Here is an 18,643-nt window from a genome sequence, read left to right as displayed (position 1 = left end):
ACGCACAAAATTATTTCAAACTATATTATAGTTTGAGTGTGTTGAACGCCTATGATATGAATTGGTTCCGTGGGAATATCGAAAATTTCTATTCCCAAATATGCTTGCAAAAAATTTATCAATTAAAAAACTATGCAAGTTACATCTGTTAAAAATGCGACAATTGCGGTTTTTAATCGGTTCTTTGGGCAAAAAATTTTTTTAGTTTAAGGTTTTCTAAATGGCGGTCTTTCATTTGTGTGAGCACTTGCTCAACCGGCTAATCATTTTATTGATTACTTTATGATAGATAAAATAAGCCAAAGAAGGACTGCAAAGTGATTATATTAAGTTCATTTTATGATTTATTACCAATATGGAACAAGTATAGTAGTATTTAGTGCAAAATGATATTTGCAATATACCGCCCAATAAGACAGCAATAATGTTGATTCTATTGTCAAAAATTCAAGGTGAATGGCTGGAAGATTTTAACTTGTAGCTTTTGGAAAATGTGCTCAATAAAAAACCTCTTCATTGCAATGCCTGCGATGAAGAGGTTCTTTAGCTATAAGCCAAGGCTTTTAGGTTAATCGATCATTACTCTTGATAGAATTAACGACCCTCGCGGTACCACATGCCGCTTATAATCAATAGGCTGATTAGCAAGGCTAATAATCCAGTATAAAGTGGATAGCTTGCAACACTAATCAGCTTACTATCGCTACTTTCACGCAAGTGAATGGTATTTTTAAGCGGCTTGGCATTATCTTTTAAAATTTCGATGTTTGGTTTTTTCAAGTTAGCGTTTTGGGTGTCTTTTAACCTTATTACGGCGCCATTAGTAGCATCTGCAATTGGCTGTAAAACTTGGCTTGTTGAAATAAGATCGCCAAATTCAGGTGCATTAATCGGGCCAACCAAGGCCAGCGTTTCAAACTCATCATTTTTTATATGAACAAGTCCAATTTCCTCGCTGCGATAATCCCCAGTAAATACGCCATTACTCTTACTTGTATTACCTTGGTTTTTACTGTCTTGATTAGCTTTGTTATTCTCAGTGCTATTATCATGCGTTGCTTGCAAGGTTAGCTCTTGGGTTTTGCCCGATGGCAAGGTTATTTGCACTTTGCCAACATTATCTTTCATGCTTTGGCGGCGAATGTGAATATCATTGCCTTTACTGGTTGCAAAAAGTGCTTCTTCTTCAAGCTCTGGTTCTTTCATCAACCAGTGCGCTGTGCGCCGATAAAGGCTAGCATAAGGACCGCCCCCCTCATAACCGCGCGCCCATAGCCAACCTTGGTCAGAAAGCAGCATGGCAACGCGCCCCTTATCTTCATGGGCAACAAGGAAAAGCGGTTTATCTTTAACGCCATTCATTAATATTTGTGCATTTTGGTTGGGCACAACGTCAATTTGCCGTAGCCAACGCCCCCATTTGGGGGGATTAACAGTACTGCCTTCAAGACCACGGGTAATGGGATGCTTATGCCCAAGATCGGTAAGGCTTGGCAAAAAGGCTTCTTCCTCAATCATATCATTGGGAAGGGCTGGTAATATGCTAAATAAGGGTGTGCGGGCAAGTGAGTTCTCGCCAGTAAATTCTGGCCCAGTTGCCATAAGCAAGGCGCCGCCTTGTTTTACATAATTGGCCAAATAATCATAATAAATGAGCGGCAATACGTCATAATGTTGATAGCGGTCAAAAATGACCAAATCAAAATCATTAATCTTTTCAACAAATAATTCCCTTGTTGGAAACTCAATCAAGGAAAGCTGGTTCATAGGTGTATTGTCTTGTTTTTCCGGTGGTCTTAAAATAGTAAAATGCACAAGATCAACACTGGTGTCGCTTTTTAACAAATCGCGCCATGTGCGTAAGCCATTATGTGGCTCGCCAGAAATCAGCAAAACTTTTAGATTTTCACGCACACCATCAATCAAAATCGCTGCATGATTATTAATGTCGGTCACTTCATCGCTTGATGCTGGGGTGGATAATTCAATAATATTATTGCCGGCATGGGGCAGAGTGATTGAAAAGCTGGTTTCTTTGCCAATTTCAACGATTTGTTTTGATAATGTTTCGCCATTGACCTTTATGGTGACATCTGCGGTTTTGGAGTGTCCAGCAATTTTTCCCGCATCATCCACTTGCATGGATAATTCTACCTCACGATTGGAAATGCCAAAACGCGGCGCTTTTATAAAGCGGATACGGCGATCATATTCTTCACTATTTCCGGTAATCAGCGCGTTAATCGGTGCATGAATGTTCAATTGGCTATTGGCGCCATTATGAGTCTGGCTATTCGATTGCGAGGCTGAAAAATCAGGAATATCATGCACCTGCCCATCGGTAATGAATATTGCACCTCCTTGGCGGGCAGGAGGAACATCCGCAAGGGCTTTTTCAAGTGGCCCAAAAAGCCGTGTGGCTGTGCCATCATCATTGGTTGATGGATTGCCAGCTTCGATAATGCGTGTTTCAAATTGCGGATATGCATTTAATGCGGTTTTGACATTTTCAAGCGTATCTAAAGTTTCTTGCTCGCGCTTATCCATTTTTTGGCTTTGGCTTTTATCAACAATAATTGCAACTACCGCTTTGGTTGGTTCACGCTGCTCTTGTAAAAAGACTGGATTCATTAAAGCAAGGCTAAATAAAGCCGCCATGATAAGGCGCAAAAACGAGCCGCGTTTGCGCGAAATAATGGTGATGATTACCACTAAAAAACTAATGGCAATTAATATATAAACAAGCATTATTGGCAGTAGTGGTTCAAATTCAATAGAATATTGCATTGTCTTTTTCCTACTGGCCGAGGCGTTTTAAAATTTCAGGCACATGAACTTGGTCGGATTTATAATTGCCAGAAAGCACATACATAACAATGTTTAAACCACCGCGAAAAGCCCATACACGTTGCATATTATCATCAGGAACAAGCCGATATTGCCAGTCACCCTTGCCATTATGCGCCCAGGCACCGGCAAAATCATTTGCGGTTATTAAAATTGAGCTAACGCCATCACCAGCATTGACTGGCCGGTTTTCACCATTGTTTTGGGTTGCTTCAAGCCATAATTGCGAACCGCGATATCGGCCTGGAAAATCTGGCATAATATAATAAGAACGGCCAATTACATGGTTTTGAGGTTGTGGCTCCAATGGTGGAACATTAAGCCCTGCCAAAATTTCTCTCAAACGATTGGTATTGGCTGATGGTGAGCCGTCAAGATTAAGATTTGAAGTAATTTCATCTCGTGTATCAAATAAGACTGTACCGCCTTGATGCATGAAAGCATCTATCTTGCCAATCGCTTTTTGGCTTGGCATATTGGTTGAGGCATCAATCGGCCAATAGATAAGTGGATAAAAAGCAAGCTCATCCTTATCAAGATCAAGTTCAATAACTTGCCCAGGTTCAATGGTGGTTCTTTGCACAATAAATTGGTTTAAAGCCTCTAACCCTGCTTTGCTGGTTGCATCAATGGCATCATCTCCGGTTTTAACGTAAGCAAGATGGGTTTTACCAGCGCGCATGACAAGATCTGCTTCGCTTTGGGTGGTGCTAACGTCAGCATTTGCTGCTTGCGCTTGCGCCAAATCGGGGCCAGTCACACTTAATGTAAAGCCACAGAAAAGCACCATTAATATGATTAAAGGTGAAAGATTACTGCGCTTTAAATTTTTGAAATTTAAGCCACCTAAAATGAGCATGATAATACTATCAATAATAAACAATAAGAAAGCCAGCCCCCACATAATGCCAATTAAAGATATTGTATCATTTTCGTCATAGCTATTATGGGCAATTTTTTCGCCTTTTGGCAGCTCTATTCGTTTTAAGTGACTGTCACTGGTTAATAAATTAAGTGCGTAAAGTGCGTCTTGCTGCCCATAAAGACCAGGTAGGTGATCCAGACTGGCAGTGATTGGCGTTTTGCCGTTAAGACTGATAGGCTTATCACTTGGCGATGGCGCTTGCGGAAAGCCTTCAGCATTGAATATGCGCCATGGTGTAAGTGCTTTCGTGCTGCTTTCCCCATCATTAACGCTAACCGGTTGATGGCTAAGAGCCACAAATTGGCGTAGTAAATCGACAAAAAATCCACTTAATGGTAAGTTGGACCATTCTGGACCGGCAGAAGTATGGACGAAAATAATACGCCCAGCGCCACGTGTTTGCGCTGTCACCAGTGGCGTTCCATCGGCAAGGTTGACCCAGCTTTTATCCCGAAGATCAACAGATGGTTCAGGCAATATTTGCCGCGCTATTTCAATATCTTGTGGTGGCGTAAGGGTTGCAAATGGGCTATCGGCTGCAAAGGGAGCAATGTTTTGCGGCTTGGCCCAACTCATCACACCGCCAAGATTGCGCTCGCCGCGTCTTAACTTTACTGGTAAAAGACCATCATTGCTTTCTGCCGCCGCTAAATTAGGGCCAGCAAAGCGCAGCAATGTGCCGCCATCATGGATAAAGCGCGTAATGGCTTCTTCACTTTGTGGCGGTATGTTGGCAATGTCACCAATTACTAGCATTGCTGGTTTTGATGCTAATAATGTTTTGATATTTTCGTCAATATCGCCTTTTGTGCTATAAATCATATCGCCATAAGGCGCTAAAGCTTTGGCAGTATAATAAAGCGGCGATAATAAGGGTTGTGGCAATTCGCTGGTTAAAGGCGCAAGCATGGCAATGCGCCGTCTTTTATTTGATGCATCCACCGCTAAAGTTGCGCTAGCATAGGCTTTATCATCAAGGCGTAGCCAAGCTATATCGTTGCGAATTTCAAGCGGCGTGGTTATTTCTGCCTGACCGTTTGTCGCAGAACGATCAAAATGCAATTGTGCTTCACCAATTTTGCGACCATCACTATCAAAGGCTGAAAGTGGAATATTTTCCATTTTGCCCTCATCACTGCGAATGGCGTTAATAATCATTTTATCGCTTTGATTATTAACACTGGTTAAGCCAATCCAATTTGCTTTGTCATTACTAAATATTTGAAAAATACTATGGGGAATTTGCTGGATCTGATCAAAACTAGCTTTATCACTTTTTTCACTTAAACTATCGGTCAGATAGGTAATTTGTAAATCTGTTTGTAAATTTGAATTGTTTTGACCAATATTTTTTAGCCTTTCAACCAGTTGCATGCGGTCGGCAGCAAGGGGCATTGGTTTTATAGCGTCAAGCCGGCTCAAAGCTTCACTGCCAGTAAATGGACCGGTTTCACTATTTTGTGGCTCGCTGCTCGCTAAAATATAAATTGGCAAATTATGATTATTGGCTTCTTCGATCAATTTGCGTGCGGTGAGTTTATGGTTTTGCCAATTGTTGGCTGATGGCCAGCTATTATCAATCAGCAAGGCAAGTGCGCCTTTATTTTGAACAAGTTGCCTGTCTTCGCGCCATGTAGGCTGCGCCAAGGCGATAATAATAAGTGCGGCAATGGCAAGGCGTAATAAAACCAACCACCATGGTGACTTAGTGGGGGTTTGATCTTTCTTAATAAGGCTTGCTAAAATACGAAGCGGTGGAAAAACTTCTCGTTGCGGGCGGGGCGGAGTCATGCGTAATAGCCACCAGATTGCTGGCAGCACAACAAGGCTTATTAAAATAAGAGGGGTGCCAAAGCTAAGTGGTATCATGCAATATGTCCTCGCCGAAAGCCAAGATCGGCATTCATGGCAATATTTAAGGCGCTTAAGGTTTTGGTGACTGGCTCATCGGTAAGGCTTAAGCAAAAACCCCAACCATAATGGCGGCAAATATCTTTTAAGTGAGCGCGTCTTGCGGCAAAAAGCTGACAATAATCTTGTTGATATATTTGCGCGCGTCCTGCATCAAGTTCAAATCCGCTTTCAGGGTCTTGAAATAACACATGGCCTTGATACGGAAAAACCTCTTCGCTTGGGTCTGATATTTGAATGAGGTGAACGCGGATATTAAGCTCTGCAAGCTTGGTAAAGCGTTGTTCCAAAACGCTCATATCATCTAAAAAATCGCTGGCGATAATAAGATGGCTATAGCGGCTTAATACTGACAAATCCATGCTATTCGCTGCGGGCTGATGATTAACAAGGCTTATTGCCATGCGCTCTGCCCCGTTACGTGCTGAAATAGGCGGTAAAATAGATGGTATGGCAATACGCTCACCATTTTGCGCAAAAACTTCACCTAAAATAAGAGTTAGCAGTAAAGCGCGTTCTTCTTTTGAATGTTCGCAATATTTTGATTTATACTGCATGGAGGGGCTTTGATCTGGCCATAAAAATACTGTTTGCGCCGCCTCCCATTCGCGGTCACGAATATAAAGCGTATTATCGCGGGCAGAACGGCGCCAATCAATGCGGCTTGCAGATTCACCGCTATCATAGGGGCGAAACTGCCAAAAATTATCGCCACTTCCTTGTTTGCGTTTGCCATGCCAACCGCCCAAAATGCTCATCGCAATTTTGCGGGCATGAAGAACCAGCGCGCTGATTTGGCGGGCATCCTTTCCAGCATTTGCAAGAAGGGAGTTTACCTTAATTGGTGGAGTAAGCGCGCCGATGGCCATTAGCTTTGTGCCTTTACCAAATCAGCAATAATGCGCGATACGGGAATATTTTCAGCCCGCGCTGTAAAATTAAGCGCCATGCGGTGCTGTAAAACAGGCTCGGCCAAAGCATAGACATCTTCAATTGAGGGGGCAAGCCGGCCTTGATATAGAGCTCGTGCCCGCACGCATAAGGACAAGGCTTGCGCGGCGCGTGGCCCGGGTCCCCACGAAATATATTTTTGGGCAATTGCATTATCGCTATCAGGACGGGCAGAGCGTACAAGTTTTAAAATTGCATCAATAACTTGTTCACTTACTGGCATTTGGCGAATGATTTTTTGCATTTCAATCAAACGATGCGATGTGATAACCGCTTCCGCCTTGGTATCATTAATGCCGGTTGTTTCAATCAAAATGCGCCGTTCGGTATCAAGGTCCGGATAATGGATATTGATTTGCATTAAAAAGCGGTCAAGCTGTGCTTCCGGAAGTGGATAGGTTCCCTCTTGCTCAAGTGGGTTTTGGGTTGCAAGCACATGGAAAGGACGCGGCAAGTCATAGCGGCTACCTGCAACGGTGACATGATATTCTTGCATGGCTTGCAATAGTGCTGATTGGGTGCGTGGTGAAGCACGGTTGATTTCGTCGGCCATTAGCAATTGTGCAAAAATTGGTCCTTGAATATAGCGAAAATTACGCCGACCATCGTCGCCTTCTTCCATTACTTCAGAACCGATAATATCCGATGGCATAAGATCGGGAGTAAATTGGATGCGCTTTTCATCTAAGCCAAGCACCCGTCCCAAAGTTTCAACAAGACGCGTTTTAGCAAGGCCGGGGACACCAACAAGCAAAGCATGGCCACCAGCCAGAACGGCAGTAAGCGCAAGCTCGACAATTTGTTCTTGGCCAAAAATCACGTTGCCAATAGACTTGCGAATTTTTTTCAATTCGTCATGAACGGCATCCGCTTTTGCAATAATATCCTCATTGGTTGAAGCTTCGCTTGTAGCTTGTTTATTATTGTCTTCTATTGTCTGGTTCATGTCGTCCTCAATACCAAGTGAATATCGTGCTTTTTGCAATAGCATCATTATTGTATTATGTTCAAAGTGACTTTATTGGCTTTTGATAAATAATCCATTGAAAAAACGTCAACAATGACTATTTCATGACTTCTTGCCCAAATTATGTAAAATCTTTGCACTAAAATATCTAAAATCACCTCAGTCAACTGCTAAATAAACGATATTGCTGCAATTATTTGTGACGTAAGACCAATAAACTAATAAAAATATCAATGGCTTGGTGGTTGAAAATATGTGAGATGCTGCAAATTCTGTCGCTTATTGCAATAAAAGAATGCAAATGGGGTTGTAATGAAGGAATGCAAATGAGTAATGATTTTTCATTAGCTGATTTTACCACACGTTTTTATAAAAAAGAGCAATTCAATGCTCATACCCATGATGACGCTGCAAATTTTAACAGTGATCTTTCCATTTCTTATCATCTTATGGGTGCTGCCAATAAAGCTGAACCTATTGATTATCATGCCCCAACTTGGAAAAAAGCAGCGGTGTTAATCACCGTAATTGATCATATTGACGGTGCAAAAATCCTATTTACTGAGCGTTCTTCAAAATTGCGCAATCATTCAGGGCAGATTTCTTTCCCCGGTGGGCGTGTTGATTCTAGCGATAAGAATGATATTGATGCGGCTTTGCGTGAAGCGCGCGAAGAAATAGCTTTGCATGATGATAATGTTGCTATTTTAGGAAAATTGCCAAGTTATTTTACTGGCACAGGTTATAAAATTGCTCCGATTGTTGCAGCATTACAAAAACAGCAAGATTTTATCGCTAATCCTACTGAAGTTGAAAAAATATTTGAAGTGCCAATGGCTTTTTTGATGGATCCTAAAAATCATCAAAAAATGCATAAAGAGATTGATGGTAAACAGCGCTCTTGGTACGCACTTTATTATCAAGACTATGTTATATGGGGCGCAACGGCTGGTATGATTGTGCATCTTTATGAAAGGCTTTATGCGTGAAATTAACTAAAGACAAAGCAAATTGGCTTTTTGATGAAAGACTACAAAAACTGCTGAAAGTTTTAGGTAGTCAAAATGGTGAGGCACGTATTGTTGGCGGTGCTGTGCGTAATGCTTTAATGGGCAAGCCAATTAATGATATAGATATTGCCACCACCCATTTGCCAGATGCAACAACGCGCCTTGCACAACAAGCTGGTTTTCATGCCGTGCCAACGGGCGAAGGTTTTGGCACGATTACCGTGGTGGTGGATCATCACCCATTTGAGGTTACAACCTTACGTCAAGATGTGACAAGTGACGGCCGTCATCCAAGTGTGGTTTTTGGTAAGGATTGGCAGATTGATGCGCAACGGCGTGATTTTACCATTAATGCGCTTTATTGTGACCATGAAGGTGTAATTTATGATGATGTCGGTGGGCTTGCTGATATTGAAACCTCAACATTACGCTTTATCGGCAATGCGGAAGACCGCATCAAAGAAGACTATTTGCGTATTTTGCGGTTTTTTCGCTTTTTTGCCTTTTATGGTAAAGGCCGTCCCGATGCTGAGGGCTTAAAAGCGTCCGCACGATTGAAAAATGGCTTAAACAAATTATCGGCAGAACGTATCTGGGCAGAGCTTAAAAAATTGCTAAGCGCCAAAGACCCAAGCCGCGCTTTATTATGGATGCGCCAAGCCGGTATTTTAACCGCTATTTTGCCAGAAAGTGAAAAATGGGGCATTGATTTTATTCATGGCTTAATTGCCAGCGAGCAACATTTTGGTTGGGATGTCGATCCATTTTTGCGTTTAGAAGCAATTATTCCACCTGATGCAGAACGGGTTTCTACCCTAGGTAACCGTCTAAAACTTGCGAATATTGAAAAAAAACGCTTGTCAAAATGGGCGTTATTACCAGCGCCAAAATTTAGCGATGCTGATATGCTGATTAAAAAACTGGTTTACCAAAATGGTGCGCAAGCAGTGCTTGATCATTTGCGATTAATGCAAGCTAAGGCACGAAGCCGCGGCATTGATGAAGCCCATAATCCAAAGGGAGAGGCGGCTTTGATTGAGGCTGCTAATTATGGACGCATGATTAACTTGGTTGAAAATTGGCCCGTGCCAGAAATGCCAATAAGCGGTGAAGATTTAATTGCGCTGGGCATTGAACCGGGGGTTAAAATAGGCCAACTGCTTAAAGGAATGGAACAAAACTGGATTGATAGCGGCTTTTTAGCAAAACGAGACGTATTATTAAAAGATTTGGATATTAAATAAGCATTTTTGTATAAAAAATCAAATATTTATGGCGAAGTGTGTCAAAGAATGATCGCTTCGCGATTATCAGGGATTTTCTGTATTTTAACATGGTTGAAAAAGCTAAAACGCAAATTAAAACAAGATTAAATTGCTTAGGCGAATAGGCAATGACTTTATAATAATTGGCAAAAATAAAGAGACGCAGTTTGATTATTGGGTATGCTTAAAAAATATCATGACGTTGGTGGGGAAATGTGATGTTACACAATCAAAGCATTAAAAAATATAATTATTTAAAAATTATTGGCATTAAATTATTAGTCCATATGGCAATTTTGCTGTTGGGTTTAAGTAGCGCTTATGCGGCTTCGGTATCTTGGCAAAACCCTAAAACGGGGCGTATTGGCACGTTTCCCGAAGATGTAAGTATTGAAGCAGAGGGCATCGAAGGCATTAACATCATCTTTATTTTTGATAGCGAAGATTTAAGCATAAGCCTTGGCCCAGATATGGAAGACTTTTTTTATCAAGATTTTGATGATGATGAACCAATTATATTTGAACCAAATGCAGTATTAAAGGGCTATCCGGTTCAAATCTTTGACGATAAAAAAAATCCTAGACTATTCTTTATCGATATGGGAGATCGCGTCTGGGGGGTTGCGCTCACCAAGGGCTATAAGCATCCAATTGAAGGTAAATTATTTGATATTATTTTAGAAACTATGAAGCCACGTCAAGCAGGTGATAGTTTTAAATTAATACTACCATGGACTGACAAAATTATTGATTTAGGAGAGGGGGATTGGTCAGCTACTTCAACTTATAAAGGTTTATCTGCGAATAGGGAGGCTTTTGGAACATCTTATGGCAAGGTTGGCAATATTAAAAACTTTGATAGTAGCCTTGTGATTTATTCCGAAAATGTGCTCATTCGCGTTAACAATTATCCTGTTAATGATAAAAATCTCGACAAGCAATCAATTACACTAATGCAGCAGTTTAAAGAAAGAGATTTTGTTGATGAGTTTATTAAAACCAGCATATCCGGTCGAACCGTTTGGAAAGGACACGTCACCAAGACAGAGGGAAAGAATGTTTTTTATTATTTGGTTGCGTTAAAAAATAGAATTTGGGTGGTAACATCCTATGTTGCTTTTGACGACCAAATTACAAATGCTGCAAAGCGGATTGATATTATAGAGCAAATTATAGCAAGCTTGCCAGATAATCCGCCAGATATTGTCACCACTTACACCAATCCGCAAACAAACAAGCAGCTTAAATTACCAAACGGCTGGGTAGTGTTGCAAGAGTTTGATAATGGTAAGCCTACTGATTTAGGCATTGTGCGGGAAGGCAATATTGAAGACCTATTTAAACACTCCTTTCCTATTCTTTATAGCTGTGCACCTAAAATTAAACGTGGTTTAAAATACGCTCAAGGATATGCAGAAAGCTTTAAAAAAACGCATTTTGGTAATCGTCTTGTCTGGATGAATATTGGTTCTCAGCTTTCAGTCTATACAAGCGATAGACTTGGCGCGTGTTATTTGGAGATCCGCGATTTTGATGATGACAAGGTAAAGCTCGACCTTGCAGAAAAACTATTTGCAACGGGCAAGCGGTAGATTTTATAGTTTGGTGCATTTTTGCATTGACTAACAAGTTTGAGGGGGGCGCAATGCTTTATTTTAAAAAGCATGGCAAAGGGCTAAAATGCACTTTGCTTTTACAATGGATAATCTGTGCAGTATTGTGGAGTTTAAGTATAGCACCTTTGCAAGCAGCTGGTGCCTTATGGCAAAATCCCTATACGGGACGGATTATATCATTGCCGCTTGATGTTAATGTTGAGTGGAATGGCATTGATGGTGATCTTATTGTATTGGATGACTATAAAAATGATATTCGCATTTATTTAACTAAAGGCGATGAAAGTTTTTATAATGACGATCCAGCAAGCGATAACAGTATAGATTTTAAGCCAAATGGCACTATTGCTGGTCATCCAATCCAATCATATAATAGCCCAACCGCGCCTTGTGAATTTCATATGGATGTTAGTGGACAAATATGGGGTGTACGTTTGAGTGATTGCGCAAAACGAGCTAAGTATTCACAACTACGCGCATTATTTGATGTTATTTTGCCAAGCATGATACCGCTTAAGTCTGATGAAGCTTTTGAATTGACGATTCCGTGGAGTGAGCAAAAAATTAAGCTTAGCCAAACTGGTCATAATAAAGGTGATTGGAATGCCTATGCCACAAGCTTACGTGTAGGACTAAAAACATCGATATCGGAACCGTTTTTTATCAAAACTTCAAAACACAGCAAAAATTATGATGGGTTGTTGGTTATATATGGCGATGATGTTGAAATTTTGGGTTCAAGCCGCCAAGTTACACCAGAAAATCTTGACGCACAGCTAACCGCCAGCACCTTGCAAAAAGTTGATGGAAGCTCTATTGTTGCTTATAAAAACGTGACTGTTGCTGGCCGATCGGTTTTAAAAGGGCAGTATATGGTAAAAGGTTTTTGCTGTCCGCACCTTGATACTTATTACCTTATTCCACTCAAAAATAGGATTTGGACGGTAGTATCCTCTGTTTATGAAGATGAGGGACATTATCCAAATGCTGCTCAGCGTATCAATATAATAGAGCAAATTATTGCAACTTTGCCGGATAATCCGCCAGATATTGTTACCACTTACACTAATCCGCAAACAAAAAAGCAGCTTAAATTACCAAAAGGCTGGGGCGTGATGCAAGATTTTCCAGATGGGTTGCCAAAAGATATGGGTATTGTCGAGCTTGATAAAGCGGAAGACGCCGCCACTATTTCCTATAGCTGCGGACCACAGTTCGTTTCAATGCTGAAATATTTGAAGGAAGACAATGATCATTATCGAAAGGCACGTTTTGCTAATCGCGATGTATTTATCCGTGATGATCTGTCTTTTGATCTTTATACAAAAGATAAAGCTGGTGCATGCCATCTTGAGATCACAAATTATGATAAGAATATAGATAAAGACAAATTGATAATTGCTGAGAAACTATTTGCAACTGAAAATCCATAAATAAAATAACAAATACTTCACCATAACGCCTTTTATATTTGCAGATTAACAGTCCGCATCATAGCAAGTAGATTTTAGAGCGCATTTCGATCTGACTGGATCAGATCGGCGCTCTAATTCTTTGTTTACACCGCGTTTTTTGTCCGAAAACCGCTTCACACTTTTCGGAAAACGCTCTAAGGGAAAATTTCTAAAAAACGTTCTATATACTTTAAAATCTCGATAGACGTGATTATGAATAATAATAGCGCAAAAAAAAATGGCGATGTTTATTGAGTAAAATAACTCTTTTAAACATTAACGCCATTTTGTCACATAAAGTGTAAATATTAAGTGTCACCTTGTGAACGGTAGAATCTATATTATAATTATCAAATTATTTTAAGATAACTTAACTCCCCCGCAGGTGTTGAAGTTATATTATTGCTTGGCCACCCGCTTTTTGCGCTTACGACCTAAGCCCATTTCTTTTGCAAGTTCAGAACGTGCTTGAGCATAATTAGGAGCAACCATTGGGTAATTAGGATCTAGATCCCATTTTTCACGATATTGTTCTGGAGTTAGGCCATAATGGGTCATAAGATGGCGTTTCAATGACTTGAATTTTTTACCATCTTCAAGGCAAATAATATAATCTTCACCAACTGAACGTTTGGGGTTAACAGCAGGTTTTGGTTTCTCAGCAACCACCTCGACGGTATTTGTTGCATCAATACTGGATAATGCACCATGAACATTGGTGATGATCATTGGTAGTTCAGCTGCTTGGCAATCATTATTGCTTACATAAGCGGCGACGATATCAGCGGTTAATGCAATCAACATTGCCCGGTCTGTATCATTATTATCAGAGCTTTCCATAAGTTGTTCCTTTTGGTCTTGTTTTATCAAGTCAAAATAAAAAAATATGGCTTATCAAAAAGCCTATACAAATCTATTTGACTAGGATTTAGCTATTTATGTTGCTAATACCATTACATATAAAATTGTCAATCGAGGTGATATCTAAATTCTATTATTTTCTATATAGGAAACGATATCGGTCTTTCAATTATATTACAATATATTTTATATGATAAATAAGCAGATATTTTTTATTAAAAAAATGTAAGCTTTTATCGCAAAAAATTGATTTTAAAATTTTGAATTTAATTTTAAATAGTTGAGCACTTGTATTGTGTTGGAGTTACTCTAATTTTATAATAAATAATCGAAAACAGGTAATAAAAGTGATTAGTTTGAATAATACACGATTAAAAGTCATTAAAACTGATGAGGAATGGCAAGAACAGCTTACTCCTATACAATATCAAATAACGCGCCAGCATGGTACAGAGCGCGCGTTTTCTAGCCCAGATTTTGATACCTCAACTCCTGGAATATTCCGTTGTGTTTGCTGCGGTAATGCGTTGTACAATTCAACCGATAAGTATGAGTCAGGCACAGGTTGGCCAAGTTTTATGCGGCCGATCAACGAAGATGCTGTGGTTTGCGTTGATGATCATTCCTATGGAATGGAACGAACTGAAATTCGTTGTGCTGATTGTGATGCACATTTAGGCCATGTTTTTCCTGATGGTCCGCAACCTACTGGTCTTAGATTTTGTATGAACGGCTATGCGTTAAGTTATGATAAAATAGTATAAATTATTTATTATTGAGTATATATTCATCAATATTAAAATATTAATGCTTATTTTTTTATATAAAATGTATTGTTTGCGGTTTTCTAAATTTAAAAAGTGATAGATTTAAATAATCTATCACTTTTTATTTTTATTTTAATTTTTAAAAAATTAATGCTTAATGAATTAGCTATTGCTTGTAGGTTTTAGTTAGGACTTTTGGAGCTGATGTGGTTATGATTAACGCGTATAAAGTCACTCATCCTCCTCATCTAAGCTCAAAACGCCGCCGGTTTGGCGTGACCAGAGCTTTGCATATATGCCGTTTCTTTCTAAAAGCTCATCATGGGTTCCGTCTTCAACGATGACACCCTTTTCCATGATAATAAGACGATCCATCGCGGCAATTGTTGAAAGACGATGGGCAATTGCAAGTACAGTTTTGCCTTCCATCAACCTCATCAAATTTTCTTGAATAGCAAATTCAGCCTCGGAATCGAGAGCCGATGTAGCTTCATCAAGAATAAGAATCGGTGCATCTTTGAGCATAACCCTTGCAATGGCTATGCGTTGGCGTTGGCCACCTGAAAGTCTGGCACCACGCTCACCTACTTGCGCATCAAAACCTGTATTGCCTGAATGATCGCGCAATTGGTCGATAAAATCTGCAGCCTCTGCGTCATTTACCGCAGCTATTATCTCGTCATGACTAGCATCAGGACGGCCATATATGATATTTTCGCGTAACGAGCGGTGAAGCAATGCAGTATCTTGTGTCACCATTCCTATATTAGCTCTAAGTGATTCTTGGGTAACATTGGCAATATTTTGCCCATCAATTAGAATGCGACCTGCTTCAACGTCAAAAAAGCGTAACAATAAATTGACAAGGGTTGATTTTCCCGCACCAGAACGGCCAACAATACCAACTTTTTGCCCCGGTAGAATATTCAAGTTCAAATTACTGATAACACCTTTACCCTTACCATAATGAAAGCCAATATTTTCAAAACGAATATCACCCTTGGTGACAATAAGCGGCTTGGCATCAGGTTTATCTTCAATAAGGCGCGGACGAGCAATAGAATTAATACCATCTGCAACAACGCCGATATTTTCAAATAATGCCGACATTTCCCACATAATCCATTGTGCCATGCCATTAAGGCGCAAGACAAGGCCAATTGCTACCGCAACAGCACCAACCATCACCGCAGCATGCAGCCAAAGATACAATCCTAAGGCGCCAACGGCAAAAAGAAGTAGGCAATTACTGGCATAAACTCCAAAAGAAACCAGTGAAAGAAGCCGCATTTGTTTGTGAACAGTTTCTTGAAAACTAACAAAAGCATCCCGTGCATGAGCCTCTTCGCGCTGGTCATGAGAAAATAGTTTGACTGTGGCGATGTTGGTATAAGTATCAACGACGCGTCCCGTCATTAATGAACGCGCGTCGGCCTGTGCTTCTGAAGCGCGTCGCAACCTTGGAATAAAAAAACTAAGAATTGCGATATAGGTTAATAGCCAGCCAATAAAAGGCAACATTAACCGCCAATCCGCACTTGCGGCTAAAATTAATGTACCGGTAAAATAAACGATAACATAATTAAGGACATCAAATAGTTTCATGATGGTTTCACGCACCGATAATGCTGTTTGCATAACCTTTGCCGAAATCCGTCCAGAAAATTCATTTTGGAAATAACTAATGGATTGGCCCAATAAATAGCGATGAATAAGCCAACGAATACGCATTGGATAACTGCCAAGCAATGTTTGATGCAAGATTAAGGAATGGATACCAACTGTTACGGGCAATAGTACCAATACGATGAAAGCAATGAAACCTAGCTTACCTGATTGATTGGTAAGAAATGTTTGAGGGCTTTCTGATGACAACCAATTAACAATATTGCCTAAAAATCCAAATAGTGAAACTTCCATTATCGCTATAAGGGCAGTAAACACCGCCATTACAGCAAGCCACCCCCAAACGCCCTTTGTATAATGAATGCAAAATGCAACAAGGCCGCGTGGTGGCATTGTTGGTGGATCGGCAGGAAAAGCATCAAGCCTGCGTTCAAACCATCCAAACATGAAATATCTCCTTTTAACGGCCCAAAAAACTACCGTTATAAATATTAATCTTGCACTGCTTTTAATGATAGGTGCTAAGGATATAAGAAATTTAAATTGCCATTAAAGGCTAAATTCCATCAACATATTAATTGAAATGATTATATCGTAAGCCGTTTATTACAACAAGCCGAGTTTTAAAAACTTAACAATATGGCCTTTAGGCGCTTAAAGCTACATATAGATTGTTTGGGGAATGGAATGCACACAAAAAGCAAATTATGTTGAATTTTTTGTTTGAATCCGTTTAATGCCTTATATCATATTTTCATTTCAAATGGTTTGTTCATTCAATGATATTACAGCTCGCTTTATACCAACCCGATATCCCCGGTAATACAGGCACTATTATTCGCCTTGGTGCATGTCTTGATATAGGTATCAATATTATTGAACCAGCAGGCTTTGATATTTCTGACCGTAATTTGAAACGAGCGGGCATGGATTATGTGGAATTAGCCCATTTACGCCGCCATCAGGATTGGCAAGAATTTACTAAATTGATGGCAGCGGAAAAGCGGCGCATTATTTTATTTACCACTCATTCTGATAAAGCCTATTATGATTTTTCGTTTAAAGCTGATGATTGCTTGCTTTTTGGACGTGAATCCGCAGGCGTTCCTGATGATGTTCATAATTACGCATATGAAAGAGTTACCATTCCCATGAGCCCTCATGCACGCTCGCTCAATTTGGCTTTAAGCGTTGCTATGGCAGCAGGTGAAGCCAAGCGGCAAATTTTGTTAAATGATTAAGCATTGAAACAGATCTTATTAGCAGATTTTATGTTTTATAAAACTCCGATCTTGATAAGAAAACGTAATATTGATTAATAAGTTTCCAGCTTACTAAGGCAATCTGCATATAAAGCTGTGTAAAGCTTACATGGAGCATTGCAGTTCGCGGTTAGACATAGAACAATTGCTAAGCACCACAAATTTAACCCGTTGTTAAGAGAACGCTTATGAAGATTCCGTTGATTCCAAGTGATATACCGGCAGATATTGACGAGAAAAAAACTCAGGTTTCAAAATGGTTTGAAGATTTGCGCGACCGTATTTGCCTAAGTTTTGAACAGATTGAACGTGATCTTGAAGGGCAGCTTAGCGAATATGCGCCTGCAAAATTTGAGCGTATCCCTTGGCAAAAACAAGGTGGTTTGCAAGGTGGTGGTGTAAGATCTGTTCTTCATGGTCGCGTTTTTGAAAAAGCGGCGATTATGACCTCGACAGTGTTTGGCGAGATTGAACCTGAGCTACGTAAGGCAATTCCTGGCGCAGAGGAAGATCCGCGTTATTGGTCTTCTGCTATTTCTTTAATTGCCCATCCGCAAAGCCCACATGTACCAACTGTTCATATGAATACGCGGCTTATTGTAACAACACGCCAGTGGTTTGGTGGTGGTGCAGATTTAACTCCAATGCTTAGTGAGCGGCGCACCCAGCAAGATAGCGACAGTGTTGCATTTCATAAAGCATTTCGCTTTGTTTGTGATAAGCACAAGGATGTTGCTGATTATGACAAGCTAAAAAAATGGTGCGATGATTATTTTTATTTAAAGCATCGACAAGAACCACGTGGTATTGGCGGCGTTTTTTATGATTGGTTGCACTCTAGTGAAGAGCAGGGCGGCTTTGATGCCGATTTTGATTTTACTCGTGATATTGGTCGCGCCTTTGCAGTTGTCTATCCCTATATCGTAAGGCAAAATTTTAATAAACCATGGACAGAGGAGCAGCGCGAAGAGCAACTTATTCAACGCGGTCGTTATGCGGAGTTTAATCTGCTTTATGATCGCGGTACGCTTTTTGGTTTAAAAACCGGAGGCAATGTAGATGCTATTCTCTCCTCTTTACCGCCTGCCGTGCGCTGGCCTTAAGGCTTTTATAGTTTATCAAAATTTTTTATGCGCTGTCAAATATTATAATTTGGCAGCGTTTTTTTAGTTAATAAAAGT

Annotated in this window: 13 protein-coding genes; 7 read left to right on the top strand and 6 right to left on the bottom strand. The window is 40.2% G+C overall.

Annotation, left to right across the window (positions count from 1 at the left end; genetic code table 11):
* Window positions 1–594 precede the first annotated feature (594 nt).
* The 4 genes from N5852_RS08925 to N5852_RS08910 are packed head-to-tail and all read right to left on the bottom strand — an operon-like array spanning window position 595 to window position 7,580.
* Window positions 595–2,787 carry a glutamine amidotransferase gene (locus N5852_RS08925; RefSeq protein WP_262097460.1) on the bottom strand — a complete coding sequence of 731 codons (2,193 nt, stop codon included), beginning with the start codon at window positions 2,785–2,787 and terminating at the stop codon, window positions 595–597.
* Between the two features lie 10 nt (window positions 2,788–2,797).
* The gene (locus tag N5852_RS08920; protein WP_262097459.1) at window positions 2,798–5,641 is read right to left on the bottom strand and encodes a DUF4159 domain-containing protein; all 2,844 of its coding nucleotides are present in this window, start codon (window positions 5,639–5,641) and stop codon (window positions 2,798–2,800) included.
* Window positions 5,638–6,552 (bottom strand): DUF58 domain-containing protein, encoded by a 915-nt coding sequence (locus tag N5852_RS08915; RefSeq protein ID WP_262097458.1) that lies wholly within the window; start codon window positions 6,550–6,552, stop codon window positions 5,638–5,640. The genes N5852_RS08920 and N5852_RS08915 overlap by 4 nt, the downstream gene beginning before the upstream one ends.
* Window positions 6,552–7,580 (bottom strand): AAA family ATPase, encoded by a 1,029-nt coding sequence (locus tag N5852_RS08910; protein WP_262097457.1) that lies wholly within the window; start codon window positions 7,578–7,580, stop codon window positions 6,552–6,554. Before N5852_RS08910 ends, N5852_RS08915 begins: the two co-directional genes overlap by 1 nt.
* 347 nt (window positions 7,581–7,927) lie before the next feature.
* Between N5852_RS08910 and N5852_RS08905 the strand changes: the two genes are divergently transcribed.
* The 4 genes from N5852_RS08905 (at window position 7,928) to N5852_RS08890 (ending at window position 12,925) form a co-directional block, all read left to right on the top strand.
* On the top strand, window positions 7,928–8,590 hold the full coding sequence (locus tag N5852_RS08905; protein WP_262097456.1) for a CoA pyrophosphatase: 663 nt from the start codon (window positions 7,928–7,930) through the stop codon (window positions 8,588–8,590).
* The gene (locus N5852_RS08900; protein ID WP_262097455.1) at window positions 8,587–9,855 is read left to right on the top strand and encodes a CCA tRNA nucleotidyltransferase; all 1,269 of its coding nucleotides are present in this window, start codon (window positions 8,587–8,589) and stop codon (window positions 9,853–9,855) included. The genes N5852_RS08905 and N5852_RS08900 overlap by 4 nt, the downstream gene beginning before the upstream one ends.
* A gap of 239 nt (window positions 9,856–10,094) precedes the next feature.
* A complete protein-coding gene (locus N5852_RS08895) occupies window positions 10,095–11,468 on the top strand; it encodes a hypothetical protein (RefSeq protein WP_262097454.1) in 1,374 nt (457 codons plus the stop codon).
* Window positions 11,469–11,521: 53 nt separating this feature from the next.
* Window positions 11,522–12,925: a hypothetical protein gene (locus N5852_RS08890; protein WP_262097453.1), complete on the top strand. Its 1,404-nt coding sequence runs from the start codon at window positions 11,522–11,524 to the stop codon at window positions 12,923–12,925.
* Between the two features lie 420 nt (window positions 12,926–13,345).
* On the opposite strand, the gene N5852_RS08885 is transcribed toward N5852_RS08890, so the two are convergent.
* Window positions 13,346–13,786 (bottom strand): Ros/MucR family transcriptional regulator, encoded by a 441-nt coding sequence (locus tag N5852_RS08885; protein ID WP_262097452.1) that lies wholly within the window; start codon window positions 13,784–13,786, stop codon window positions 13,346–13,348.
* 377 nt (window positions 13,787–14,163) lie between these two features.
* Here N5852_RS08885 and msrB point away from each other — a divergent pair, with 377 nt between their 5' ends.
* A complete protein-coding gene (msrB, locus tag N5852_RS08880) occupies window positions 14,164–14,571 on the top strand; it encodes a peptide-methionine (R)-S-oxide reductase MsrB (RefSeq protein ID WP_262099734.1) in 408 nt (135 codons plus the stop codon).
* A gap of 234 nt (window positions 14,572–14,805) precedes the next feature.
* On the opposite strand, the gene N5852_RS08875 is transcribed toward msrB, so the two are convergent.
* Window positions 14,806–16,647 carry an ABC transporter ATP-binding protein gene (locus N5852_RS08875; RefSeq protein WP_262097451.1) on the bottom strand — a complete coding sequence of 614 codons (1,842 nt, stop codon included), beginning with the start codon at window positions 16,645–16,647 and terminating at the stop codon, window positions 14,806–14,808.
* Window positions 16,648–16,979: 332 nt separating this feature from the next.
* Here N5852_RS08875 and N5852_RS08870 point away from each other — a divergent pair, with 332 nt between their 5' ends.
* Together N5852_RS08870 and hemF are read left to right on the top strand one after the other, a co-directional pair.
* Complete coding sequence (locus N5852_RS08870) at window positions 16,980–17,441, top strand: tRNA (cytidine(34)-2'-O)-methyltransferase (protein ID WP_262097450.1); 462 nt, start codon at window positions 16,980–16,982, stop codon at window positions 17,439–17,441.
* A 209-nt stretch (window positions 17,442–17,650) separates the two neighbouring features.
* Window positions 17,651–18,565, top strand: coding sequence for an oxygen-dependent coproporphyrinogen oxidase (gene hemF, locus N5852_RS08865; protein WP_262097449.1), 915 nt, complete (start codon window positions 17,651–17,653; stop codon window positions 18,563–18,565).
* Window positions 18,566–18,643 lie beyond the last annotated feature (78 nt).

It is taken from the genome of Bartonella sp. HY328 (assembly GCF_025449335.1).
Taxonomy (GTDB): Bacteria; Pseudomonadota; Alphaproteobacteria; order Rhizobiales; family Rhizobiaceae; genus HY038.
Note: the sequence above shows the minus strand (reverse complement) of the source record. Positions and strands in the feature narration are given on the sequence as shown.